We start from the raw sequence: 24,776 nt of genomic DNA on the forward strand, positions 1-24,776 counted from the left end.
CATGACCCAACGGCAAAAAATCCTGATAGTCGATGATGAGCCGGATATTCGCGAACTCCTGGAGATCACGCTGGGGCGCATGAAACTCGACACCCGCAGTGCCCGTAACGTCGCCGAAGCGCACGACTGGCTGGCCCGCGAACCGTTCGACATGTGCCTGACCGACATGCGTTTGCCTGACGGTAATGGCCTTGAGCTGGTGCAACACATACAGCACGGCTACCCCCACGTGCCGGTGGCGATGATCACTGCCCACGGCAATCTGGACACGGCGATCAACGCGCTGAAGGCCGGGGCTTTCGACTTTGTGACCAAGCCGGTCGACCTCGGCAGGTTGCGCGAGCTGGTCAATAGCGCGCTGAGCCTGCCCGGCGCACCACCGACGCGAAGCATCGACAACCGCCTGCTGGGCGACTCGCTGGCAATGCGTACCTTGCGCAATCAGATCGGCAAGCTGGCCCGCAGCCAGGCGCCGATCTACATCAGCGGCGAGTCGGGCAGCGGCAAGGAGCTTGTAGCGCGTCTGATCCACGAGCAGGGTCCGCGCATCGACAAACCTTTCATACCGGTGAACTGCGGCGCCATTCCTTCCGAGCTGATGGAAAGCGAATTCTTCGGTCATCGCAAAGGCAGCTTCAGCGGTGCCCACGAAGACAAGCCCGGTCTGTTTCAGGCGGCGCACACCGGCACGCTGTTTCTCGATGAGGTCGCCGACCTGCCGCTGGCCATGCAGGTCAAACTGCTGCGCGCCATTCAGGAAAAATCCATCCGCAGCGTCGGCGGCCAGCAAGAGCAGATTGTCGACGTACGTATTCTGTGTGCCACCCACAAGAACCTGAATGCAGAGGTCGCGGCCGGTCGGTTTCGTCAGGATCTTTATTACCGATTGAACGTGATCGAAGTGCGCGTGCCCCCATTGCGCGAGCGCCGTGAGGATATCGACCAACTGGCAGCCAGCGTGCTCAAGCGCCTTGCCGGGAACGGCGCACAACCCGTCGCACGCCTGAACGCGCAGGCGCTGGAAACGCTGAAGAGCTACCGCTTCCCCGGTAACGTGCGCGAACTGGAAAACATGCTGGAGCGCGCCTACACGCTGTGCGAGAACGATGAAATCCACGCCAGCGACCTGCGCCTGACAGAGTCCGCCAGCCCTCAGGAGAGCGACGGCCCGAGCCTGGCCGACATCGACAACCTTGAAGACTACCTGGAAAGCATCGAACGCCAGCTCATCCTGCAGGCACTGGAAGAAACACGCTGGAATCGCACTGCGGCGGCAGAAAGGCTCAGTTTGTCGTTCAGGTCACTGCGCTATCGCCTGAAGAAGCTGGGCCTGGATTGAATGCGTTGCGCGGCGAAAAACGTGTGACGCAGAGCGTCACGAAAGGCGTTCCCACGCGGGAGCGTGCGGAACGATAGGTGCGCGAGAGAACACCATCGTGCCCCACGCTCCGCATGACCGAAAGGATGGCTAGCCTGCCAGGCGCCCCGCAGGCGCGTAGGGTGCAGGGTCAATGATGGGCTCGCGGTCCAGCAGCAGGTCAGTGATCAACTGGCAAGACGCCGGAGCCAGCACCAGACCGTTGCGGTAATGCCCGCAGTTGAGCCACAGGCCGTCAAAACCTTCCAGCGGGCCAATGAACGGGATGCCCTCAGGCGAACCAGGGCGCAGGCCTGCCCATTGGGCGACGGGCTCGGCGTGGGCCAATGGCGGAAGCAATTCGACGGCCGACGCCTTCAAACTTTCCAATGCGGCCTGCGAGGTGGTTTTGTCGAACCCTTCATGCTCCAGGGTGCTGCCGATCAGGATATGCCCATCACGACGCGGGATCGCGTAGCGCCCTTTCGCCAGCACCATGCTCGACAGAAAGTCCGATGCACACTTGTAGAGAATCATCTGGCCTTTTACCGGCTCGACCGGCAGTTCCAGACTCAGGGTCTTGAGCAACTCGCCGCTCCACGCACCCGCCGCCAGAATCACCCGATCACCGGTGATATCCCCTGCAGATGTCTGCACACCCGAAATCCTGCTGCCTTCACGGGTAAAGCCGCTGACTTCACAGTGCTCGCGAATCTCGACATTGGGCAATGCCAGCAAGGCGGCCTTGAGCGATTTGACCAGACGGGGATTACGTACGTTGGCCACATCGGCCATATAGATCGCCCGCGAATAGCCCTCACCCAGCACCGGCACGGCATCATTCACCGCCGAGATATCCACGCGGTTCAACGAACGTTTTTCGCGGGCAGCCCATTCAAGCGCAGACTGCTCGTCATCAAGATCGAGCCAGTACAGGCCAGTCCTGTGCACTTCAGGGTCAATGCCGGTCTGTGCGAGCAAACGCTCGGCGAGGTGCGGGTAGAAGTCCTGCGACCAATGCGCCAGCGCGGTGACCGCAGTGCTGTAGCGCCACGGGTAAAGCGGCGAGACAATCCCGCCGCCTGCCCAGGAAGACTCCTGGCCAACGCCCGAACGATCCAGCAGCACGACGCTGACCTGCTCGGAGGCGAGATTGAAGGCGGTCAGCAGACCTATGACGCCACCGCCTACGATGACTACTTTCTGCTTGGACATCTTGGTCTCGTGACAAGGAAACGGTTTAGCGGCCCCAACAATCTTTGGCAGTGACGCCGCTGGTTGCGCCCGTGTTGGTACGCGCCCCCGTGTTAGTAATCACGAAACTGCCACACTTGTCGCCAGCCATCAGCGTGCCTGCGAGAGGGTCAGCTGTCAGGGTGAAGTCGGTGGCAGTTGGGGTCAGCGTTATCCTGTAGTACGTATTGCCACCAGATACTCCTTTGTAATCCGAGTAATTTCCCTTCTGCGAATAAAACCGCTCCAGCGCCTGGCTTTGCTCAGACAGCAGGCTGGCAATCGCCGACCGCTGGGTGCGCTTCACGTATTCGGTGTAACTGGGGTACGCGATGGCCGCCAGAATACCGACAATCGCCACGACGATCATGAGTTCGATCAACGTAAAGCCCCTGGATGTCACTCGCATGTCTAGTTTCCCTATTGGATTTGTCGCCACATGATGCGCTGGAAGACGTTAGCGCTACCGCCCTTCTCAGTAATCTTGGTGGGCGGGCCGCCGCTGGAGTCAATCACGTACTTGTTATCGTTGGCCCCATTGGTACCGGCAACGATAGAAGCCACTACCGGGATACCGGTACCGATACCGAGACCGCCAATGATCAAATCCGAAGAGTTGATATCGCCGTCATTGTTGGTATCCAGTACCTGGTAATTAAGCATGCTGCCAGTCGCGGCGTTCAGCTCGAACAAGCGCCCGGTCCCGGTGCTTTCGCAAGGGTCGGTAGAGTTGACGGCTGCCGTGGTGAAGATGATACGACCGCGAGAGGTTTGTGCCGGATAGATAATCCGCTCGCCGACATAGGGGGCCGTGGTTGCCAACGGCAGGTACCAGCCTTTCTTGGTGCCCCAATCCACATCATTGGAAGTCGTGGTGTAATACGTATTGCCACTTCCGACTACCGTCCCGTTAATGGCCTGGGGCTGCAGATTGGCCTCAACGATGTTGCCTGAACCGTTGTCGCCATCCCAGATGGCATAGAAATCCTGCAGCGAGCTGGTCTGCTTGTCCGCGGTTTCGCTGAATTTTCCGGTGCCGAAATACACGATCTTGCCGTTGAGTGGATGGTCCAGCAACAAGGGCTGAACGGTAATCGACTGACTGGCGCCTTGAGGTGCAGTGAACAGGGGTGAGCCATTGAAAGCGACTTTCCAGCTGGATGCTGCGGCCCCGCTCATGTCGAACTTCCACAGGCGCCCCTTGAGATCGCCCGCATAGGCTGCTTGAACGACATTCTGCGAATTGACCCGAAGTTTCACCGAAGACAACCCGTTATCCGTTTCGCTGCCAGTGACCGGAGTCGGAATTTCGGCAATGAACTGTCCGGTGTTGGCGTTGAGTACATACAGAGACGCCCTCCCGGTAAAACTGCCGTAACCGTTGCCCACAACAACGATCCCGGTGCCATCGGCCATACGTGCTACATCCGGCTTGGAGTAGGTGTATCCAAGGTTGTTGAACTTGTTGTTGGCGTCTGAAGTGTCGGGAGCCTTGACCTCCCACAATGCCCCGATGCTGTCTGCCGAACCTTCGAAAAGCTTGATCGCAAAAAAAGCCTTGCCGCCAGCGCCCAGCCCGGAATACGCCACCGTGCGCCATACACTCCCTGCGGATGCCTGCGTATCGAAGACTGCAATCTGACCATCCACCGTGAAACGGTGAACGCCGGAACCGTAGGAAGAGGATGAAATGGTCGCCAATGAACTCAGAGACGTGGACGGCATATACGCGTATTTACGCGCACCGGAGCTGGCGTCGATCACATTGAAGAAGCCATCGTTGGCGTTGGCCAGCAGACTGGAACTCATGTTGCTGGACTTGGCAGAAAGGTACGTCGTGTAAGTGGTGTCGCCAAGCAAATCAGACGCCGTCTTCTCTGTCGGCAGCCCGGCACCCAATGATGAATTGACGATATCGCCCAAGAGCGTGGCACGAGTACGAAGCTTGGCATTGGCCGTGCCTTTGGCCCAGGCAATAACCTCCGCGCCGGTCACTCCGCTCGGCAGCGTAGCGGTAAAGGCATCGCGTTGCGCCTGCGTGAAATTCAGAAAATCCAGGGTGATTTTCGTCGGTGTCGCCGCTGTGCTCCATGACTCGAACACAGGCGCCTTGGTGCTGCTGGTGATCGTGGTATCGGTGGACCAGACAGGGGCGCTCAGCGCTCCTGTCGTAGCGTCCAGATTGTAAGCCTTGATCGTGCCATGCCAGTCCGTCGGGTCATAAAGCGTCTGGTAGAAGCGGCTGCCCGCCTGAAGGGTGGACGAGTTTGCCACGCCACCGCCGCCCGAACCGGCCTTGGCATAGATATCGCTCAATGCGAGGTTCAAGGCGTTGTTCAAACCGGCGCTGTCATTGGTCTGGAAATACTTGCCGTGCCCATGATTATTGTCAGCAGCGTCTATCAGCATCTGGTTGGCGGCGGTGAAACCAATGGTGTAGGTAGTCATGTTCTGTTGAGAGAAGCCGTCGGTGTCCCAACTCTTCTTGGTCAGGTCAGTGGCAGGTGTACTGCTCGCTCTTCGCATGTCGATGTCATAGGCGAACTTGGCGAGGTCGTCCAGATAAAGCGTATCGCCCTCACCATCACCATTAAGATTGGCCCCGTCATTGGCCGCATTCAAGTCCCAATTGGGCAGTGAGCGGGAGGTATTGAGTACATCCTCCGGATCGTTGGTCGGGAACGTCCGATCGTATGTCGGCAAGCCGTCAGTAATCACCACGCCAAAGTTTTTCTGGCACCGGTACTGTATAGGGCTGGTGTAGGTCGTCGGTGCCCCGCTATAACCGTAATACGGGGTCATGCCCCGAAAGTAGCGGGTTATCTCATAATACGTTTCGGCCAACGGCGTATTGGAGTCGCCTCGCAGTGCATTGATGGCCGCATTGAGGGCAGTGACATTATCGTTTGCATCAGCCTGGCTGACACCGCCGTTGTTGTAAGGGTTACTGGCGACAGGGGACAGGTCTGCAACAGGTCTGGAAATCTTCCCTCCACGCCCGGGATCAGCGTTGGTCGGCGGGTTGAACCCGGCCAGACCGATTCTCAGGGATTTGTTGTTGGCAACGAGGTTCAATGAAACGTTGCGCGCGACATTGATACGGTAATCGTTGGGAATGATGTTATTGACGGTGAAGTCTTTGGTAGTGGTGTTGGCGGCCCGCGTCAGGTCAACCAGATAAGAGAGGTAATCTGCAGTGTAGCGAGTGGTGCTCTCGTTGCCGGCCGGATCGGGCAATTTCAGGCAGTAACCCACGTTGTCACGCGCAACGTAGGTGTAGTCGCTTCTGCACGTGTAAGGCCCGGCAGAGTCCAGCGAGAGCGTGTCGTCGCCCTGAATGGAGACGCCTCTGCAGTTAAAAACACCGCATGACCCTGGCTGCGCATAGATAATCGACGGACGATTGGTCACCGTCGGATCAAAGCCGGCGGCCCAGATGATGTTGTACATACTCCCGGAGTTATCCACCAGCAGCATCAGGTTAGGCGGCACGGCCGACGCACTGAGCAACGGTACTTGTGCTGGCGTAAACGCATACACGGGCGTAAGGGCATAAAAAGCCAAAAGCGCACCGCCGAGATACTTCAGGCTGCGACGGAGTTTCTCAGCAATTGGCATAAATACTCTCCAGCACCGTGCGCGACGTGCCTTGAATAGCGACTGATGTCACGCGATAGAGCGTTACTGTCCCGGTACAGATCGGTGGCCGATTCACAGGTGTCGCAGTGGTCCCCAGATTCTGTATACCGTAGAAACCGCCTGCCGCAGCGATCCAATTAACCCCGGATGCTCCTACCCCAGCCGTCGTCAAAGAAGTGGATTCCACAGGCGGTGCACAAGATGCAGTTGTACACTTGGCCATGGTAAAGCCCGTCATCTTGATCGAAGACTCTCCCAGCCTTAATGCCGCTTCGGCCTTCTGGAAGGATTGATTGCGCAGGGTGACGCTTCCCGCCATCTTTTCCTGCAGCGTGGCGTTCTGCATGGAAGAGATACCCAGCAGAGTGAGCAGCAGCAGAAACACCAGACTGACCAGCAACACCATACCGCCCTGCCGTGCAGGGAAAGCCTGTATCGATTTGAATCGCACGATCCTGTTCATGCCCGGCCCGTTCAAAAGCGATTACGCAAGTAAGCGACAACGTTGTACTGCTGAGGCTTGACGATGCCGTTCTGCCCATCCTGCAGCGTCAGGCTGATACGCACACTGCGCACAGCGTCGGCGTTGGCCTTGGTAACAGCCGTGGTATAGGACATCGGGTTACCCGTCATGCCGAAAGAAACACTGAAGTCCGCGACGTTCTGCAACAGCGGCTGCGGAGTGCCGTCCGTGCCATATTTTATGGTCAAGTCTGTTCCACTGAGCGTGTAGACCAACTGCCGCAACGGAAAGGCCGTCTGCCCCGCATCTGGCGCACGAGTACTGGCGTAAAGCTGCGTCTTGGACTGACAGTCTGAAACGATGGTCCAGGTGGGCGTACTGCCTGTGGTCCCCACGTCGGCAGTCACCAGCGTCAGCGTCCTGCTCGGATTATCCCAGAGAATTGGAGTATCCAGTGCAATCGGCCACGGGATAGCAGGAGATACAGGCGTGTAGTTTTTGAAGCTCAGGCAGCCATACATGCCGGTCATCCTGATTTCCTGAATCAGTTTGCTCAGCAGGAAACGCGCATCCTCCTGCATCCGCGCTGCGGCATTCTGGCTCTGGTAGGTGCCTCTGGCAGCCGTGAATATCTGCACGATACCCAGGCTGACCACCAGCCCCAGGACCAGCGCCACCATGATTTCGACCAGACCGAAGCCTCTGGAAAGCTTTCTCATGGGTTGACCCCGATCCGCGAGGTCAGTGTAAAACTCCGGTTGGTCGGGCTGCCGGTCGTGTTCCCGGTTGCCTGATTGCTCGATCCCGCAGCCCTTGTGTCGCTCCAGCCGATGTTAATGGTCACTTCAGGAGCTCCGGTGATATCAATGCTGCCGGTACCGCTCGAGCCTGCAAAGTTGATGATGTTGCCTCTGAAATCAGAGAGATCCTGCGCTCTGGCATCGTTCGGATTGGCCGCTGGCGCCGCATCCAGATTCGCCAAGGCATAAGTCGCCAGTACATTGGTCGACCCATTGGCACTGGCATTACCATCAACATTGGCACGGATGCGGTCCATCATGTCGTAAGCAATGAAGCTCGCCTGACTGCTCATGGTCGCGCTGTCGGTGTACTTGAGCGCGTTGAGCTGAATGGCCGCGGCGCCCAGCAGGCCGATGGCCAGAATCAATACCGAGACCAGTACCTCGATCAAGGTCATACCGGTCTGGCGATATCGGGTTTCACCAGCCATTAGCAGCCTCCACCCAAGGTGATACGACCGGTCAGACAGACCTTTATGGTTTTGCTAATGGTGCCTCGGGTGTAAGTCATGGTCACCGCCGCAGCCGGGGCAATGAGCGCGCCCAGGTTGTTGAAATCAATTGCTGTGGCATTGTTATCGGCCACCAGCGTGGCGCCGCTGCTCATGGCCGCTACTTTTCGCAGCGCAGTGGGCGTCGTCTGAGTATCGGAAACCAGATACACCTGCAATTCGTTGGTCCACGCCGTCCCGCTGGTCGGCGCTATACGCACCGCCACTCCCCTGTTTATCGCCTCGAGTCGCGCATAGTTGAGCGCCCGCTGCAAATCGCTGAGTTCGGTATCGGCCTTGTTGCTCTGGATGGAGCTGGTGAAATTCGGGATAGCGATAGCCGCCAGGATGCCCACCAGGGACACAGTGACTAACAATTCGATGAGGCTGAATCCCTTGGCTATATGACGCATTGAGTGTCTCCTAGACGTTACGACTATAAGGCAGCAACGCCGCTGGAAAATCCATAGCGGGACGTACGGTTGTTTTGCGACGACGAACGCCCGCAGTGTGTTGAAACGGCGGTTTCCAGGGAGGAAAGCATATGAAGCATGCAGGATTCACACTGATCGAATTATTGATCGTCGTTGCACTGGTGGCCATCCTGGCCAACGTCGCAACCCCCTCTTTCAAGGAACTCATTGATTCCAGCCGAGGCCTTGCGACCGCCCGGGAGCTGGCCAGCGGCATTCGTTCGGCGAGAGCGGCCGCAATCACACGCAACCAGATCGTTACGCTTCATGCCATCGAGAACGACTGGAGCAACGGCTGGCGGATCATACTCGACGCAGATGGCAAAGGTCCCGACGAAAACGATCCGGTGCTGATCGAACGCGCCAATGGCGGCACAACGCGAGTGGTCGATAACCGCAAGCGTGTAGAGGAAATCAGTTTCAACGGTTTGGGGACGTTACGGCGCAGAACCGCCAGGACGTTGCACATTTGCTCTGCAGACCAGCCGGTGAGCAACTATCGAGTGATAGTCGCACCGGCCGGCCGCGTGAGGGTCGAGGACACGAAAATCGATGCAGCGCTGTGTGGCTGAATAGCCTCAGAGCAGCGACTTGACGCGCAATTCCTTGGGCATGGAGAAGGTGATGTTCTCCTCGCGGCCGGCAAGCTCATCCGCACCGGTCGCGCCCCAGGCCTGCAATTGCTGGATCACGCCGCGCACCAGCACTTCGGGGGCCGAAGCGCCCGCAGTGATGCCGATACGCTCTACACCGTCGAACCAGTCCTGTTGCATGTCTTCGGCGCCGTCGATGAGGTAGGCCGGAGTCGCCATGCGCTCGGCCAGCTCGCGCAGGCGATTGGAGTTGGAGCTGTTCGGGCTGCCCACCACCAACACCACATCGCACTCATCGGCCAGTTGCTTGACCGCGTCCTGACGGTTTTGCGTGGCGTAGCAGATGTCGTCCTTGCGCGGCCCGCCAATGGCCGGAAAGCGCTTGCGCAAGGCATCGATCACCCGGCTGGTGTCATCCATGGACAAGGTGGTCTGGGTCACAAAGGCCAGGGCTTCAGGGTTGCGCACCTGCAGGCTGGCAACATCCTCTTCGTCCTCGACCAGATAGATCGCACCACCATTGGCGGCATCGTACTGGCCCATGGTGCCTTCGACTTCCGGGTGACCGGCGTGGCCGATCAGGATGCACTCGCGGCCGTCGCGGCTGTAACGGGCGACCTCGATATGTACCTTGGTCACCAGCGGACAGGTAGCATCGAACACTTTCAGACCACGGCCTGCAGCTTCGGTACGCACAGCCTGGGAGACACCGTGGGCGCTGAAGATAACGATGACGTCGTCCGGCACCTGATCCAGCTCTTCGACGAAGATAGCACCGCGAGAGCGCAGGTCTTCGACGACAAATTTGTTGTGAACAACTTCATGGCGCACATAAATCGGCGGACCAAACACTTCCAGAGCGCGATTGACGATTTCGATCGCGCGGTCCACTCCGGCACAAAAGCCGCGGGGGTTGGCGAGTTTGATTTGCATGCAGTGCCTCATGGTTGGTACGGGGTAGCCCGGCCTGGGCCGGGCTAGACGGCGAAGGTCAGGAAGCCAGAATCGCCTTCACTTCGAAGATTTCCACTTCAAAGCTCAGAGTCTTGCCTGCCAGCGGGTGATTGAAGTCAATGGTGACCTGATCATCATCGAATGCTTTCACCACGCCGGGCAACTCGGTATTGGCGGCGTCATTGAAGATCACCAGCAACCCTTCGGACAGTTCCATGCCCACGAACTGCGAGCGTGGCATGATCTGCACGTTTTGTGGGTTGGGCTGACCAAAGGCGTTTTCCGGCAGAATCTCGACGGTCTTTCGGTCACCCGCCTTGAAGCCGAAAATCGCCATTTCGAAGCCTGGCAGCAGGTTGCCATCACCGACCTTGAAGGTGGCCGGGGCCTTTTCGAAGGTGCTGTCGACGGTATCGCCGTTTTCCAGACGCAGGGCGAAGTGCAGAGTGACCTGCGTATTCTGACCGATGCGCAGCTCGTTGGACGAGCCTTGAGTCGAAGATTGCTCAGTCATTGACGGTCTCTCCGGTTTTCTTGCTCTTGAACATGTCCAGCGCCAGCATGATTGCCCCGACGGTGATCGCACTGTCCGCGACGTTGAACGCCGGGAAGTACCAGCGGTTCTGCCAGTGAACCAGAATGAAGTCGATCACGTGGCCCAGCACGATACGGTCGTAGAGGTTGCCCAGTGCGCCGCCCAGTACCAGCGCCAGTGCAACGGCCAGCCACGTGTCGTCACGCCCCAGACGCTTGAGCCAGACGACCAGCACAGCGCTGACCACCACTGCGATCAGGGCGAACAACCAGCGCTGCCAGCCGGCACCATCAGCCAGAAAACTGAAGGCGGCACCGGTGTTGTAGGCCAGGGTCCAGCTGAACAGATCCGGAATCACGATGATCTGCTGGTACAGGGTCAATGCGTTCTCGAAGTAATACTTGCTGGCCTGGTCAATGACCAGAACCAGCACGCTCAACCACAGCCAGGCCAGACGGCCAAACGAGGCGTTAGGCATAGTGACGAACCTCGCCTGCACCGCTGATGTTGTCTACGCAACGACCGCAGATTTCCGGATGCTCGGGGTTTACCCCTACATCCTCGCGGTGGTGCCAGCAACGGGCGCATTTGGCATGACTGGACTTGAGCACTTTCAGTTTCAGGCCGGCAACTTCGGTGACCACGGCATCGGCTGGCGCGGACGCGAGCGGCGCCACACTGGCTGTCGAGGTGATCAGCACGAAGCGCAGCTCGTTGCTCAGTTTCGACAGGTCAGCCACCAGCGACTCCTCGGCATACAGGGTCACTTCAGCCTGCAGGTTGCCGCCAATGGCCTTGGCAGCGCGCAGGTTTTCCATTTCCTTGTTGACCGAGGTCTTCACCGCCATGATCCGCTCCCAGTAGGCGCGGTCCATGTCAAAGTCGGCAGGCATTTCGGTCAGGCCTTCGTACCAGGTGTTGAGCATCACCGATTCATTGCGCTCGCCGGGCAGGAACTGCCACAGCTCGTCGGCGGTGAACGCCAGGATCGGCGCGATCCAGCGCACCAGCGCTTCGGAGATGTGGAACAGTGCCGTCTGGCATGAACGACGCGCGGTGCTGTTGGCCGCCGTGGTGTACTGACGATCCTTGATGATGTCGAGGTAGAAACCACCCAGCTCCTGCACGCAGAAGTTGTGGATCTTCGAGTACACGTTCCAGAAGCGGTATTCGCCGTAATGCTCTTGCAGCTCGCGTTGCAGCAGCAGGGTGCGATCCACGGCCCAACGGTCCAGCGCGAGCATTTCCTCGGCAGGCAGGATATCGGTCGCCGGGTTGAAGCCCGTCAGGTTGGAGAGCAGGAAGCGTGCAGTGTTGCGGATACGACGGTAGGCGTCGGCGCTGCGCTGCAGGATCTGGTCGGAAACCGCCATCTCGCCGGAATAATCGGTTGCCGATACCCACAGACGCATGATGTCGGCACCCAGCGAGTCGTTGACCTTCTGCGGTGCTACCACGTTGTTCAGCGATTTAGACATCTTGCGGCCGTTCTCGTCGACCACAAAGCCGTGGGTCAGCAGCTCGCGATACGGTGCGTGATCGTCCAGCATGCAACCGGTCAGCAGTGAGGAGTGGAACCAGCCGCGATGCTGGTCCGAGCCTTCCAGGTACAGGTCGGCACGCGGACCGCTTTCATGGCCCATCGGGTGCGAGCCGCGCAGCACATGCCAGTGCGTGGTGCCCGAGTCGAACCAGACGTCCAGGGTGTCGGAGATCTTGTCGTACTTGCCGGCTTCGTCACCGAGCAACTCGCTGGCGTCGAGCTTGAACCAGGCCTCGATGCCCTCTTTCTCGACACGCTGCGCCACTTCTTCCATCAGCTCGACGGTACGTGGGTGCAGGTCGCCGCTTTCCTTGTGCAGGAAGAACGGAATCGGCACGCCCCAGTTGCGCTGACGCGAGATGCACCAGTCAGGACGGTTGGCGATCATCGAGTGCAGGCGCGCCTGCCCCCATGCCGGAACGAATTCAGTGTCTTCGATGGCCTTGACCGCACGCTTGCGCAGGGTCTCGCCGCTTTCAGGCTGCTTGTCCATGCCCACGAACCACTGCGCCGTGGCGCGGTAGATCAAGGGCGACTTGTGGCGCCAGCAGTGCATGTAGCTGTGGCTGATGGTTTCGGTGTCCATCAGGCTGCCGACTTCGACCAGCTTGTCGATGATGTTCTGGTTGGCCTTGAAGATGAATTGGCCACCGAAGAACTCCAGCGACTCGACATACACACCGTTGCTCTGCACCGGACTGATGATGTCGTCGTTGCTCAGGCCATATTGTTTGCAGATAGTGAAGTCGTCTACGCCATAGGCAGGCGAGCAGTGAACGATCCCCGTGCCCGCACCCAGTTCGACGTAGTCAGCCAGATAGACTGGCGACAGGCGATCGTAGAACGGATGGCGGAAGTTGATCAGCTCAAGCGCCTGACCGGTGGTGGTCGCGATGACGGTGCCTTCCAGCTTGTAACGGGCCAGACAGCTCTCGACCAGTTCGGCGGCCAGTACCAGCAGTTTGTCGCCGACATCGACCAGCGCGTATTCGAATTCAGGGTGGACGTTCAGCGCCTGGTTGGCCGGGATCGTCCACGGTGTGGTGGTCCAGATCACGATGGACGCAGGCTTGCCCAGCGACGGCACGCCGAATGCAGCTGCCAGTTTTGCTTCGTCGGCGATCGGGAACGCCACGTCGATGGTCGAGGACTTCTTGTCCTGATACTCGACTTCGGCTTCAGCCAGTGCCGAGCCGCAATCGAAGCACCAGTTGACCGGCTTGAGGCCCTTGAAGACGAAACCGCCCTTGACCATCTCGGCCAGCGCGCGGATTTCTCCGGCTTCGTTGGCGAAGTTCATGGTCAGGTACGGATTGCTCCAGTCGCCCAGCACGCCCAGACGGATGAATTCGGACTTCTGGCCTTCGATCTGCTCGGACGCATAGGCGCGGCACAGCTCACGCGTACGGTCTGCGGAGAGGTTCTTGCCGTGGGTCACTTCGACCTTGTGCTCGATCGGCAGACCATGGCAGTCCCAGCCCGGCACATACGGGGCATCGAAGCCAGCCAGGGTCTTGGAGCGCAGGATCATGTCCTTGAGAATCTTGTTGACCGCATGACCGATGTGAATATTGCCGTTGGCGTACGGAGGACCGTCGTGCAGAACGAACTTGGGACGATCCTTGCCAATCTCGCGCAGCTTCTGGTACAGGCCAATGCTGTCCCAGCGCTGCAGAGTTTGCGGCTCGCGCTGGGGCAGGCCGGCCTTCATAGGGAAGGCGGTGTCCGGAAGGTTTAGCGTGGCTTTATAGTCAGTCATTTCAGGCTCTTGTTTAGCGGTTAGCCATGCCAATGGGCACGGGCGGCGGCGACGTCCGCATTGATCGCCGTCTTGAGCGCCTCCAGTGAGGCGAAACGCTGCTCATCACGCAGCTTGTGGTGGAAAGCCACCGTCAAACGCCGGTCATAAAGATCGCCGGCAAAATCCAGAAGATGCACTTCAAGGTGGGCACTGCCATCACCCGTTACCGTCGGGCGTACGCCGATGTTGGCGACCCCCGGCCAGGCTTTGCCATCGATCTCCGTGCTGACCAGATAGACTCCGCTCAGCGGTACACGACGACGCTTGAGTTGTACGTTGGCGGTGGGCGTACCCAGCTGACGTGCCAGCTTCTGGCCGTGCAATACCCGCCCGGCGATCTGGAACGGACGACCGAGCATGCGCTCGGCCAGGGCAAAGTCCGACGCAGCCAGCGCCTTGCGCACCTTGGTACTGCTGACCCGGATGCCATCTATTTCAACGGTCTGCGCCGCTTCTACAGTAAAACCATACGTCGTGCCGGCCTGTTGCAGGAAGTCGAAGTCACCGACCCGGTCGAAGCCAAAACGAAAATCGTCGCCCACTTCAAGGTGTTGAACACCCAGACCGTCGATCAGCACGGTTTCGACGAAACTCGCCGCGCTGAGCTTGCACAGACGCTGATTGAAGGACAGGCAAAGTACCCGGTCAACGCCTTCGGCACTGAGCAGCTCGAGCTTGTCACGCAGACGGGCCAGACGGGCCGGCGCCGTTTCGGGCGCAAAAAACTCACGCGGCTGCGGCTCGAAGATCACCACACAACTGGGCACACCCAATTCGACGGCACGCTCGCGCAGACGCGCCAGGATAGCCTGGTGGCCGCGATGAACGCCGTCGAAATTGCCAATCGTGGCGACGCAGCCCCGATGTTCGGGGCGCAGGTTGTGAAGGCCTCTAACCAGCTGCATAACGCACTTCTTGCTCATAAAGTGGCCGATTATAACCACACACGGCCGTGGACGACAGGCAACACACCAAGACCGGATGAAGGTTCTCGGCGTGTGGCGACAAAAACCGAAGGTCAACCGCTGCGACGCGCCCTACATAATGGCTTTGCGGGCAAAATCCCTGAGGCGGAAGCCTAATAAAAGAAGCATGGCGAAATAGGTCACGACGCCGGCTGCAACCAGCGCACCCAGACGCAGAAAACGCTCCAGCATATGACCTTCGTCCCATGCAGGCATGACATGCATGAGCCCCAACAGCACCGCCGACATCATCGCGACGGCAATTACCAGCTTGAACAGGAACTTCGTCCAGCCAGGCTGCGGCTGAAACAGATCCTGCTTGCGCAACTGCCAGAACAGCAACCCGGCATTGATGCACGCCCCCACACTGATCGCCAGCGCCAGACCGGCATGCTGCAAGGGCACGATGAAGGCCAGGTTGAGCAATTGAGTCACTATGAGGGTGAAGATCGCGATTTTCACCGGGGTGCGGATATTTTGTTGAGCATAAAAACCGGGGGCCAGCACCTTGATCAGGATGATCCCCAGCAACCCGACCGAGTAGGCGACCAGCGCACGCTGAGTCATGGCCGCGTCGAGCGAGTCAAATTTACCATACTGAAACAGCGAAACGGTCAACGGTTCGGCAAGCAGCCCCAGCGCCAGCGTGCAAGGCAGAACCAGCACGAAACACAGTCGCAGGCCCCAGTCGAGAATCCGCGAGTACTCCTGGCGATCCCGCTGCGCGTAGGTTTTGGACAGTATCGGCAGCAGAATCGTCCCCAGCGCCACACCCAGCACGCCGGAAGGCAGCTCCATCAGGCGGTCGGCGTAGTACATCCATGACACCGAGCCGGCGACGAGGAACGAGGCAAAGATCGTGTTGATGATCAGAGAAATCTGACTGACAGAAACGCCAAGGATGGCAGGCAGCATCTGTTTCATTACCCGCCATACTCCGGTGTCGCGCAGATTCAGACGCGGCAGCACCAGCATGCCGATCTTTTTCAGGTGCGGCAGTTGGTAAAGCAGTTGCAGCAGGCCACCGACCAGAACCGCCCAGCCCAGCGCCATGACCGGCGGATCGAAATACGGCGTCAGGAACAGCGCGAAGAAAATCATGCTGACGTTGAGCAGCGTAGGCACGAACGCCGGCACCGAGAAGCGGTTCCAGGTATTGAGGATCGCGCCGGCCATCGAGGACAGGGAGATCAGCAATATATAAGGAAAGGTCACGCGCAGCAGGTCCGAGGTGAGCGCGAATTTCTCCGGGGTGTCGACAAAGCCGGGCGCGGTGGCCCAGATCACCCAGGGCGCAAAGATCACCCCGAGCAGCGTCACCAGCGCCAGCGCCAGGGTCAGCAGTCCGGTGACATAAGAAATGAAGGTACGCGTCGCCTCCTCCCCCTGCTGGCTCTTGTATTCGGCCAGGATCGGCACGAATGCCTGGGAAAAGGCACCCTCGGCGAAAATACGGCGCAGCAGATTGGGCAGTTTGAAGGCGATGAAGAACGCATCCGTGGCCATTCCGGCCCCGAAAGTGCGCGCGATAATGGTGTCGCGAACAAAGCCCAGAACCCTGGAAACCATGGTGATAGAGCTGACGGCGGCGAGTGACTTGAGTAGATTCATTGAAAGAGTTGTGCGCCTCGGCAAAGGATGGGCGATAAAGCCAGCCATTTATGCAATACTTCGCGCCGCAAAAATGCCCGAAGCAAAGGCCGCGAGTTTACAGGTCACAGGCCGGAAATAAATCCTCCAGTCAAATGTAGCAACCACTCAGCGGAACACCTTAACTGCCCTTGACAAGACTTCAACTCATCGGCATGATTCGCGGCCTATTTTGTTTGCTATTTCACAAAGTCTTTCGAGGAGCTCGACGGTGGCCAACACACCTTCCGCCAAAAAACGTGCAAAACAGGCTGAGAAGCGTCGCAGCCACAACGCCAGCCTGCGTTCCATGGTTCGTACCTACATCAAGAATGTAGTTAAAGCCATCGACGCAAAAGACGCAGAAAAAGCGCAAGCCGCTTATGTTCTGGCTGTTCCTGTTATCGACCGTATGGCCGATAAAGGCATCATCCACAAGAACAAGGCTGCTCGCCATAAAGGTCGTCTGAACGGTCACATCAAGGCTCTGAGCCTTGCTGCTGCAGCCTAAGCGACCCGCTTGTTAAAAAACCGACCTCAGGGTCGGTTTTTTATTGCCTGCTGGAAAGTAGCCGGTGCAACGGAAACTTGTGATGCAGAGCGTCACGACAGGCATTCCCACACTGGAGCGTGAGGAACGATAATTCAACTATCGTGCGACGCTCCGCATCGGCATGCCGTTCTGGACGCTCTGCGTCCACCCCTGAGCCACATCAAGGCGCGGGCGCGGTTGTCCATGGCAGGATAGGAATGGCGGTCACGGCATTCTGCGGGCTGCCTTCGATGACCCGGTCGCTATAGACCAGGTACACCAGCGCATTGCGCTTCTTGTCGAAGAAACGCACCACCTGCATGGTCTTGAAGACCAGCGAGGTACGCTCCTTGAACACCTCGTCGCCGTCCTTGAGGGTTTCCTTGAAACGGATCGGCCCGACCTGACGACAGGCGATAGACGCCTCGGCACGGTCCTCGGCCAATCCCAGACCGCCCCTCACGCCACCCGTCTTGGCGCGTGACAGGTAGCACGTCACCCCGTCCACCTTGGGATCATCAAACGCCTCGACCACAATTCGATCGTTGGGCCCGACCATCTTGAACACGGTCGACACCTGACCGATCTCTTCGGCCGAAACCAGCACCGGCATCAGCAACGCGGCCGCTAATAAACCTTTAATGAAACGCATCAAATAGTCCTTTTTTTGCAGCCTTGAGTCAGACGAGGATCAGGTTATCCCGATGAATCAGCTCGGGCTCGGCCATGTAGCCCAGCTCGCGCACGATGGATTCGGAAGAGTGACCAATGATTTTCTGGGCTTCGATGGCACTGTAGTTACTCAGGCCACGAGCGATCTCGCGACCGTCCGGGGCGACGCATACCACCATCTCGCCACGCCGGAAGCTGCCCTGGACCAGTTTGACACCCACCGGCAGCAGGCTTTTCTGATCCTTGGCCAGCGCCGCAACCGCGCCATCATCCAGCACCAGCGTACCGCGGGTCTGCAGATGCCCTGCCAGCCACTGCTTGCGCGCTGCGAGCATGCCACGCTCAGGGGACAGCAGCGTACCCAACCGCTCGCCACCCTTGAGTCGCGCCAGAACGCGCTCGATGCGCCCACCGACGATGACAGTATGCGCACCGGAACGCGCCGCCAGACGCGCCGCACGCAGCTTGGTCTGCATGCCGCCGCGACCCAGCGCACCGCCCGTACCACCCGCCACTGCATCCAGCGCCGGATCATCGGCACGCGCTTCGTAGATCAGCTGCGCCTCCGGGTTGTTGCGCGGGTCGGCATCGAACATGCCATCACGGTCGGTCAGGATGACCAACAGATCAGCCTCGACCAGATTGGCAACCAGCGCAGCCAGCGTGTCGTTATCGCCAAAACGGATTTCGTCGGTAACCACCGTGTCGTTTTCGTTGATGACCGGCACAACCCCAAGCTCGACCAGCGTGCGCAGGGTGCTGCGGGCATTCAGGTAGCGCTTGCGGTCCGACAGGTCATCGTGGGTCAGAAGGATCTGCGCGGTATGCCGGCCATGCTCGGCAAAGCTCGATTCCCACGCTTGCACCAAGCCCATCTGACCGATGGCCGCAGCAGCCTGAAGCTCATGCATGGCACTGGGTCGGGCCGTCCAGCCAAGACGGCTCATGCCGGCAGCCACCGCCCCGGAAGACACCAGTACCAGCTCGACACCCGCCTCGTGCAGCGCCACCATCTGCTCCACCCAAACACCCATGGCGTTGCGATCCAGGCCCTTGCCATCAGCCGTCAGCAAGGCACTGCCAATCTTCACAACCCAGCGCTGGGCGCCCGTCACTTTGCTGCGCATCTTCTTCCAACCCTAGCCAGAGATTTTCAAATTCGGGATACAAAAACGCCGCTAACAATCGTAGCGGCGTTCAAGTTTACTTCAAGCGATCAGTCACGGACGTAAATGATTTCCGGACCGTCTTCATCGTCCACGTCTTCCTCATCCCAGTCATCGTCACCGATGTCATGAATGCTCTTCACGCCACTGCGACGGAGGGCACGCTGATCGTCCAGTGCCTGCAACTGGGCACGGGCTTCATCTTCGATGCGCTGATCGAGCTCGGCCAGCTCTTCAGCGTAACCAGGCTCTTCGGCGATACGCTGGCTGCGCTCTTCGAGGTAACGCATGATGTCGCGAGTCAGCTGCTCGGTGCCTTCTTTGGCAATTGCCGAGATCACGTAAACAGGGCCGGTCCACTCCAGACGATCGACGATTTCCTGCTTGCGCGCCTCCTGCTCTTCTTCAAGAATCTGATCGCACTTGTTCAGCACCAGCCAGCGATCACGCTCGGCCAGCGACGGGCTGAATTTCTCCAGTTCGTTGACGATCACTTCTGCAGCATCCGGAGCACTGCTTTCATCCAGCGGCGCCATATCGACGAGGTGCAGCAACAGACGAGTACGCGCCAGGTGCTTGAGGAAGCGAATCCCCAGGCCTGCGCCGTCGGATGCACCCTCGATCAGACCTGGAATGTCAGCAACCACAAAGCTTTTCCAGCGATCGACACTGACCACGCCGAGGTTCGGCACCAGCGTGGTGAACGGATAGTCGGCAACCTTTGGCTTGGCCGCAGACACCGAACGGATGAAGGTGCTCTTGCCCGCATTGGGCAGGCCCAGCAGACCGACGTCGGCCAGCACTTTCAGCTCGAGCTTGAGATCACGCTGATCACCCGGCTTGCCCGGTGTGGTCTGGCGCGGAGCGCGGTTGGTACTGGACTTGAATCGGGTGTTACCCAGACCGTGCCAGCCACCCTGGGCAACCATCAGGCGCTGACCATCCTTGGTCAGGTCACCGATGATTTCCTGAGTAGTAGCGTCAATGATGGTGGTCCCGACCGGCACACGCAGCACCAGCTCTTCACCCTTGCGACCGGTGCAGTCGGCACTGCCACCGTTGGAGCCGCGCTCGGCGTCGAAGTGACGGGTGTAACGGTAGTCGACCAGCGTGTTCAGGTTGACGTCGGCGACCATGAAGATCGAGCCGCCATCACCACCATCACCACCGTTGGGACCACCGTTCTCAATGAATTTTTCGCGACGGAAGCTCATGCAACCGTTGCCGCCGTCACCGGCTTTTACTCGAATGGAAACTTCATCTACAAATTTCATAACGCACGCCTCCCGCCACAGGGACGAGCAGAACCACATAAATTACATAAGACTCTTGCAAAAATGAGCGTTGCGATACCGATCAGAAACCAGCGACCCCACGGGTCAACATCACAACAGCCCGCACAAACAGTTTTGCAAGAGACTCACCTGCCTCTCTACCTCTACAAACAAAAAAGCCCCGTCGCAAGACAGGGCTCTTAAGCTACTGCGTGATTACGCTGCGGAGACTTCAGTCTTCGGAACGATGCTCACGTAGCGGCGACCGAAGGCGCCCTTGACTTGAAACTTGATCACGCCTTCCACTTTCGCGAACAGGGTGTGATCTTTACCCATGCCAACGCCGTAGCCAGCGTGGAATTGGGTGCCGCGCTGACGCACGATGATGTTGCCAGGGATGATAGCCTGGCCGCCATACATCTTCACGCCAAGGCGTTTGGCTTCTGAGTCGCGCCCGTTACGGGTACTACCACCAGCTTTTTTGTGAGCCATGAGTCAATTCTCCAGTTGAGGATTAGGCTGAATTAAGCCTGAATACCTGTAATTTTGATCTCGGTGTACCACTGGCGGTGGCCCATACGCTTCATGTGGTGCTTACGACGACGGAACTTGATGATACGAACCTTATCGTGACGACCTTGCGAAACCACTTCAGCCACAACGGTAGCGCCAGCAACAACTGGAGCACCGATATTGACGTCGTCGCCATTGCCAACCAGCAGAACGCGGTCAAACGTGACGGATTCGCCAGTAGCGATTTCCAGCTTTTCAATTTTCAGGTATTCACCTGGGGCGACTTTGTACTGCTTGCCACCGGTAACAATTACTGCGTACATGGTATTTCTCCGAAAATCCTGCTCACCCAGCTCTTTATAAGAAGAGTATCGGCTGGCATGGCTGCATGGGGCTGGAACGGCCCGTTTGCATTGCGTAAGGCAGGTGCTGCCCAGGAAAGTTAGGGTGCGCGATTGTACGCAAGGCATTCGCGCGTTGCAAGAGGCGCCTCGTCATACCTTGACACGCTCTACCCCGCGACCTAGCATGCGGCGCAACCTATCCGGAGCACGTGTCGCTGATGCAACCCCAAGCCTTCTACCGCGCGGTGGCGGACGACTTTAGTGCCGTTGACCTTATCATCAAAAAGCAACTGACGTCGCGCGTACCGCTGGTCTCGAAAATCGGTGATTACATCACGTCGGCAGGTGGCAAGCGCCTGCGCCCGTTGCTGGTGCTGCTGTGTGGCAAGGCACTGGGTCGCGAAGGCGATGACGTTCGCCTGCTCGCCGCCACCATCGAATTCCTGCACACCGCTACCCTGCTGCATGACGACGTTGTCGACATGTCCGGCATGCGTCGCGGTCGTTCCACTGCCAACGCGCTCTGGGGCAATGCGCCCAGCGTATTGGTGGGCGACTTCCTTTATTCGCGCTCGTTCGAAATGATGGTCGAACTGGGCTCGATGGAGGTCATGAAGATTCTGTCCAAGGCAACCCGCATCATCGCCGAAGGCGAAGTGTTGCAGCTCTCGAAGATTCGTGACGCCAGCACCACCGAAGAAACCTACATGGAAGTGATTCGCGGCAAGACGGCCATGCTGTTCGAAGCCTCGACGCACAGCGCCGCGGCCCTGTGCAACGCCCCCCAGGAACAGAGCGAAGCACTGCGCACGTTCGGCGATCATCTGGGTGTGGCCTTCCAGTTGGTGGATGACCTGCTGGACTACCGTGGCGATGCCGAGACACTGGGCAAGAACGTCGGTGACGACCTCGCCGAAGGCAAACCGACCCTGCCGCTGATCTACACCATGCGTGAAGGCAGCCCGGAACAGGCCGCACTGGTTCGTCAGGCGATCCAGAAAGGTGGCCTGGAAGATCTGGAAAGCATCCGCAACGCAGTGGAAAGCGCCGGTGCCCTCGATTACACCGCACAGCTCGCCCGAGACTACGCGGCCCGTGCCATTGCCTGCCTGGACGCACTGCCGCCCAGCGAGTACCGCGACGCACTGGTCGAACTAAGCGAGTTTGCAGTCGCCCGCACGCATTGACAGTCGCCCGGTAAAAAGCCCGTCCAGCGTGACGGGCTTTTTGTTGCCCGGGTGAAAGCCAATTAATAGCCGGACACGCACTCAAGACCTCAGCGCGCGTAGTCCTCAAGCTTCTCCTGCATGAAATCCAGAAAGCACTGAATCCTCAGTGCCAGTCGAGAGTTGCGGTAATACACCGCATGGATCGGCTGACGATAGCCGCTGTTGGCCTCCTTCAACAGACAGACCATCCGCCCCTCGCGCAGGTCATCACAAGTCATGAAATCGGACAGGCAGGCGATGCCCACGCCCTCTAGCACAAGGTGACGCAAGGTGTCGCCGCTGGATGCCGAGATGGAGGGCTTGATCGGCAGGCGATCGCCCCCGGCATGGCGTAACGGCCACTGATTGAGGACCTCTACATGGGTGAACCCCAACAGCACGTGCTGCGCCAGCTCTTCTGCAGTTTTGGGACTGCCGTGGCGCTGCAGGTAAGCCGGGCTGGCCACGATATTCAGCAGGCAACTGCCCAGTGAGCGGGCATGCAGGGTCGAGTCGGACAGCGCACCGATGCGGATGGCGATATCCGTGCTTTGCTCAAGCAGGTCGATGAACCAGTCATCGCTGTTGAGCTCCAGCTCGATATGCGGATAACGCTGACGAAACTCTGCCACGTGCGGCACGATGGAATGCAGCATGAACGGTGACGCGGCGTTGATACGCAAGCGCCCGGCGGGCGTCTGCCTGGAGGAGGAGAGTCGTTCTTCGAGGCTTTCCATCTGCTCAAGGATGTGACGCGCACGCTCCAGAAAGAACTTGCCCTCCTCGGTCAGGTCCATGCGCCGCGTAGTGCGGTTGATCAGCGTGGTTTCCAGCTTGGCTTCCAGACGCGACAGGGTGCGGCTGACGCCTGAGGGCGTCTGGCCCATTTTCTCGGCTGCGGCGGAGATCGAACCGCTTTCGATAACCGAGACAAACACCTGTAACTCATCGGATCGGGCTTTCATTGTTGTCCCCTGCTCAACACTCAGGGGATATTAACGCTGTTCAGTGCAAAGGTTGCGCTCACTGCGCAGCAAACACCTTGGCCAGATGAGCCTGGTAACGCTGCACGTCTGCTTCGACATTGGGCATTTTCATTACGTCCACTGCCAGAAACGTCGGCAGGCCTGTCATGCCCAAAAACTCGTTGGCCTTGTGAAACGGGAAGTAGACCGCATCGACACCTTTGGCTTCGAAGAAGTCGGACGGGTCGTCGAAGGCTTTCTGTGGCGCATTCCAGGTTGCCGAAATCATGTACTGTTTGCCATGCAGCAAGCCGCCGCTGCCGTATGTCTGCGATGCATCCGAACGCGTACGGCCGTCATTGGCATACAGGCTGCCGTGGCCCTCGGTGAACACTTCATCGATGTATTTCTTGACGGTCCAGGGCGCCCCCATCCACCAGCCAGGCATCTGCCAGACGATGACATCGGCCCAGAGAAATTTCTGCACTTCCTCGGCCACGTCGTAGCCGCCGTCAATGAAGGTTTGCTTCACATCGAAACCGGCACGGTCCATGAACGCTACGCCCGCCTCGTGCAGGGTCGCGTTATAGCGGCCTTCCGAGTGCGCAAACTGTTTACCGCCGTTGAGGAACAATACTTTTTTCATGGCTGATCTCTCGCAACCCGACCCCGCCCGTCTTGAGGCTGAGGTGGAGGTGATTAATGGATGAGCCGAGAGTAAAGAGATGTGCGTCCATGAGTAAGACAGCAAAGGGCAAAATACTCTTGCTTCACAGTCACGAATGACAGGAAGACTATTGACCGAAATGCGTGAACAGCTAAAGGGTTTACCCCATCAGGCTCAACCCTTTATCAGCAGATGCAGCCCCAACAGCCCCATGCCGATGAAGAACACACGCTTGAACAGTACCGCGCTGATTCGCTGACGCAGCCACTGCCCCAGCAGCATGCCCAACAGGGCCGGAATCAGCGCCAGCGTGGATGCGCCCAGTTCCGCGCCGCCCAGCGTGCCGTTCCACGACAGACCCGCCGCCAGCGCCAGCGTCGAGGCGGTGAAGGACAACCCCAGCGCCTGGACCAACTGGTCGCGCTCAAGCCCCAGAGCCTGCAGATAAGGCACCACGGGAATCACGAATACCCCGGTGGCCGAAGCGATAACCCCGGTGATCAAACCGCACAGCGGGCCCAGCCAGCGCTCGGCGGCGGCAGCAACCCTGAAGGTCGGCAAAAACAGCCCGCTCAGTGCGTAGAGAAACAACGCGCCACCCAACGCGCGGGTCATAGAATGACCGCCACTCATGCCCAGCCAGAACGCCCCGGCCAGAGTGCCGATGAAAATCATGCTCAGCATCGGCCATAGCCGCTTCAGCAAAGGCCGCAGATTGCCACCCGTCGCCAGTTGCCAGACATTGGTGAACGTCGACGGGATGATCAGTAACGCCGCAGCCTGCGCCGGCAGCATGGCCAGTCCCAGCAACCCCATTGCCACCGTGGGCAAGCCCAGGCCGATGACACCCTTGACCGTTCCGGCCAGCAGAAAGGTGCCGATCACCAGAGCCGAAAGGCCCCAGCCCAGCGTTTGATAGAAATCGAGAATCGAGTGCATGGCGTCCCTTGCCAGATGGA

25 protein-coding genes are annotated in these 24,776 nt (G+C 58.9%); 4 read left to right on the forward strand and 21 right to left on the reverse strand.

Annotation, left to right across the window (positions count from 1 at the left end):
• Position 1 precedes the first annotated feature (1 nt).
• Complete coding sequence (locus PI739_RS24505; RefSeq protein ID WP_044310107.1) at positions 2–1,339, forward strand: sigma-54-dependent transcriptional regulator; 1,338 nt, start codon at positions 2–4, stop codon at positions 1,337–1,339.
• Positions 1,340–1,468: 129 nt separating this feature from the next.
• On the opposite strand, the gene thiO is transcribed toward PI739_RS24505, so the two are convergent.
• The 7 genes from thiO to PI739_RS24540 are packed head-to-tail and all read right to left on the reverse strand — an operon-like array spanning position 1,469 to position 8,396.
• Positions 1,469–2,572, reverse strand: a complete 1,104-nt coding sequence (thiO, locus tag PI739_RS24510) for a glycine oxidase ThiO (RefSeq protein WP_054082206.1) — start codon at positions 2,570–2,572, stop codon at positions 1,469–1,471.
• A 25-nt stretch (positions 2,573–2,597) separates the two neighbouring features.
• Positions 2,598–2,999, reverse strand: coding sequence for a type IV pilin protein (locus PI739_RS24515; RefSeq protein WP_044310108.1), 402 nt, complete (start codon positions 2,997–2,999; stop codon positions 2,598–2,600).
• Between the two features lie 11 nt (positions 3,000–3,010).
• A complete protein-coding gene (locus PI739_RS24520) occupies positions 3,011–6,208 on the reverse strand; it encodes a pilus assembly protein (protein WP_054082205.1) in 3,198 nt (1,065 codons plus the stop codon).
• The gene (locus PI739_RS24525; RefSeq protein ID WP_054082204.1) at positions 6,195–6,692 is read right to left on the reverse strand and encodes a pilus assembly PilX family protein; all 498 of its coding nucleotides are present in this window, start codon (positions 6,690–6,692) and stop codon (positions 6,195–6,197) included. Before PI739_RS24525 ends, PI739_RS24520 begins: the two co-directional genes overlap by 14 nt.
• Positions 6,693–6,703: 11 nt before the next feature.
• Positions 6,704–7,411 carry a PilW family protein gene (locus PI739_RS24530; protein WP_054082203.1) on the reverse strand — a complete coding sequence of 236 codons (708 nt, stop codon included), beginning with the start codon at positions 7,409–7,411 and terminating at the stop codon, positions 6,704–6,706.
• Positions 7,408–7,923 carry a type IV pilus modification protein PilV gene (gene pilV / locus PI739_RS24535; protein ID WP_054082202.1) on the reverse strand — a complete coding sequence of 172 codons (516 nt, stop codon included), beginning with the start codon at positions 7,921–7,923 and terminating at the stop codon, positions 7,408–7,410. The genes PI739_RS24530 and pilV overlap by 4 nt, the downstream gene beginning before the upstream one ends.
• On the reverse strand, positions 7,923–8,396 hold the full coding sequence (locus tag PI739_RS24540) for a GspH/FimT family pseudopilin (RefSeq protein WP_003371119.1): 474 nt from the start codon (positions 8,394–8,396) through the stop codon (positions 7,923–7,925). Before PI739_RS24540 ends, pilV begins: the two co-directional genes overlap by 1 nt.
• 131 nt (positions 8,397–8,527) lie before the next feature.
• On the opposite strand from PI739_RS24540, the gene PI739_RS24545 reads away from it, so the two are divergent.
• On the forward strand, positions 8,528–9,028 hold the full coding sequence (locus PI739_RS24545) for a GspH/FimT family pseudopilin (protein ID WP_003371117.1): 501 nt from the start codon (positions 8,528–8,530) through the stop codon (positions 9,026–9,028).
• Between the two features lie 6 nt (positions 9,029–9,034).
• Here the strand turns inward: PI739_RS24545 and ispH are convergent, their stop codons facing one another.
• From ispH to murJ, 6 genes are all read right to left on the reverse strand, one after another.
• Complete coding sequence (ispH, locus tag PI739_RS24550; protein ID WP_003371115.1) at positions 9,035–9,982, reverse strand: 4-hydroxy-3-methylbut-2-enyl diphosphate reductase; 948 nt, start codon at positions 9,980–9,982, stop codon at positions 9,035–9,037.
• A 58-nt stretch (positions 9,983–10,040) separates the two neighbouring features.
• Positions 10,041–10,517, reverse strand: coding sequence for an FKBP-type peptidyl-prolyl cis-trans isomerase (locus PI739_RS24555; RefSeq protein WP_003371112.1), 477 nt, complete (start codon positions 10,515–10,517; stop codon positions 10,041–10,043).
• A complete protein-coding gene (gene lspA, locus PI739_RS24560; protein WP_003371110.1) occupies positions 10,510–11,016 on the reverse strand; it encodes a signal peptidase II in 507 nt (168 codons plus the stop codon). The genes PI739_RS24555 and lspA overlap by 8 nt, the downstream gene beginning before the upstream one ends.
• A complete protein-coding gene (gene ileS, locus PI739_RS24565; RefSeq protein ID WP_003435638.1) occupies positions 11,009–13,840 on the reverse strand; it encodes an isoleucine--tRNA ligase in 2,832 nt (943 codons plus the stop codon). Before ileS ends, lspA begins: the two co-directional genes overlap by 8 nt.
• A gap of 20 nt (positions 13,841–13,860) precedes the next feature.
• Positions 13,861–14,787: a bifunctional riboflavin kinase/FAD synthetase gene (gene ribF / locus PI739_RS24570; protein ID WP_003371105.1), complete on the reverse strand. Its 927-nt coding sequence runs from the start codon at positions 14,785–14,787 to the stop codon at positions 13,861–13,863.
• Positions 14,788–14,919: 132 nt separating this feature from the next.
• Positions 14,920–16,458 (reverse strand): murein biosynthesis integral membrane protein MurJ, encoded by a 1,539-nt coding sequence (murJ, locus tag PI739_RS24575; RefSeq protein ID WP_003371103.1) that lies wholly within the window; start codon positions 16,456–16,458, stop codon positions 14,920–14,922.
• A 250-nt stretch (positions 16,459–16,708) separates the two neighbouring features.
• Between murJ and rpsT the strand changes: the two genes are divergently transcribed.
• Positions 16,709–16,987 carry a 30S ribosomal protein S20 gene (rpsT, locus tag PI739_RS24580; protein ID WP_003344603.1) on the forward strand — a complete coding sequence of 93 codons (279 nt, stop codon included), beginning with the start codon at positions 16,709–16,711 and terminating at the stop codon, positions 16,985–16,987.
• A gap of 202 nt (positions 16,988–17,189) precedes the next feature.
• Here rpsT and PI739_RS24585 read toward each other — a convergent pair whose 3' ends face one another.
• The 5 genes from PI739_RS24585 to rplU form a co-directional block, all read right to left on the reverse strand.
• Positions 17,190–17,660 (reverse strand): CreA family protein, encoded by a 471-nt coding sequence (locus tag PI739_RS24585; RefSeq protein ID WP_003435634.1) that lies wholly within the window; start codon positions 17,658–17,660, stop codon positions 17,190–17,192.
• Positions 17,661–17,688: 28 nt separating this feature from the next.
• On the reverse strand, positions 17,689–18,807 hold the full coding sequence (gene proB / locus PI739_RS24590; protein WP_003318792.1) for a glutamate 5-kinase: 1,119 nt from the start codon (positions 18,805–18,807) through the stop codon (positions 17,689–17,691).
• 89 nt (positions 18,808–18,896) lie between these two features.
• The gene (gene cgtA / locus PI739_RS24595) at positions 18,897–20,120 is read right to left on the reverse strand and encodes an Obg family GTPase CgtA (protein ID WP_003435611.1); all 1,224 of its coding nucleotides are present in this window, start codon (positions 20,118–20,120) and stop codon (positions 18,897–18,899) included.
• Positions 20,121–20,336: 216 nt separating this feature from the next.
• The gene (gene rpmA / locus PI739_RS24600; RefSeq protein ID WP_002551972.1) at positions 20,337–20,612 is read right to left on the reverse strand and encodes a 50S ribosomal protein L27; all 276 of its coding nucleotides are present in this window, start codon (positions 20,610–20,612) and stop codon (positions 20,337–20,339) included.
• A 32-nt stretch (positions 20,613–20,644) separates the two neighbouring features.
• Complete coding sequence (gene rplU, locus PI739_RS24605) at positions 20,645–20,956, reverse strand: 50S ribosomal protein L21 (RefSeq protein WP_002551971.1); 312 nt, start codon at positions 20,954–20,956, stop codon at positions 20,645–20,647.
• 239 nt (positions 20,957–21,195) lie between these two features.
• Between rplU and PI739_RS24610 the strand changes: the two genes are divergently transcribed.
• Positions 21,196–22,164 (forward strand): polyprenyl synthetase family protein, encoded by a 969-nt coding sequence (locus tag PI739_RS24610; protein WP_003344609.1) that lies wholly within the window; start codon positions 21,196–21,198, stop codon positions 22,162–22,164.
• Between the two features lie 89 nt (positions 22,165–22,253).
• Here the strand turns inward: PI739_RS24610 and PI739_RS24615 are convergent, their stop codons facing one another.
• From PI739_RS24615 to PI739_RS24625, 3 genes are all read right to left on the reverse strand, one after another.
• Positions 22,254–23,150 (reverse strand): LysR family transcriptional regulator, encoded by an 897-nt coding sequence (locus PI739_RS24615; RefSeq protein WP_099266487.1) that lies wholly within the window; start codon positions 23,148–23,150, stop codon positions 22,254–22,256.
• A 58-nt stretch (positions 23,151–23,208) separates the two neighbouring features.
• The gene (locus tag PI739_RS24620) at positions 23,209–23,796 is read right to left on the reverse strand and encodes an NADPH:quinone oxidoreductase MdaB (protein ID WP_003371089.1); all 588 of its coding nucleotides are present in this window, start codon (positions 23,794–23,796) and stop codon (positions 23,209–23,211) included.
• A gap of 195 nt (positions 23,797–23,991) precedes the next feature.
• Positions 23,992–24,756 (reverse strand): sulfite exporter TauE/SafE family protein, encoded by a 765-nt coding sequence (locus PI739_RS24625; RefSeq protein WP_271352232.1) that lies wholly within the window; start codon positions 24,754–24,756, stop codon positions 23,992–23,994.
• Positions 24,757–24,776: the final 20 nt, after the last annotated feature.

The organism is Pseudomonas cerasi, assembly GCF_027983475.1.
Classification (GTDB): domain Bacteria; phylum Pseudomonadota; class Gammaproteobacteria; order Pseudomonadales; family Pseudomonadaceae; genus Aquipseudomonas; species Aquipseudomonas cerasi.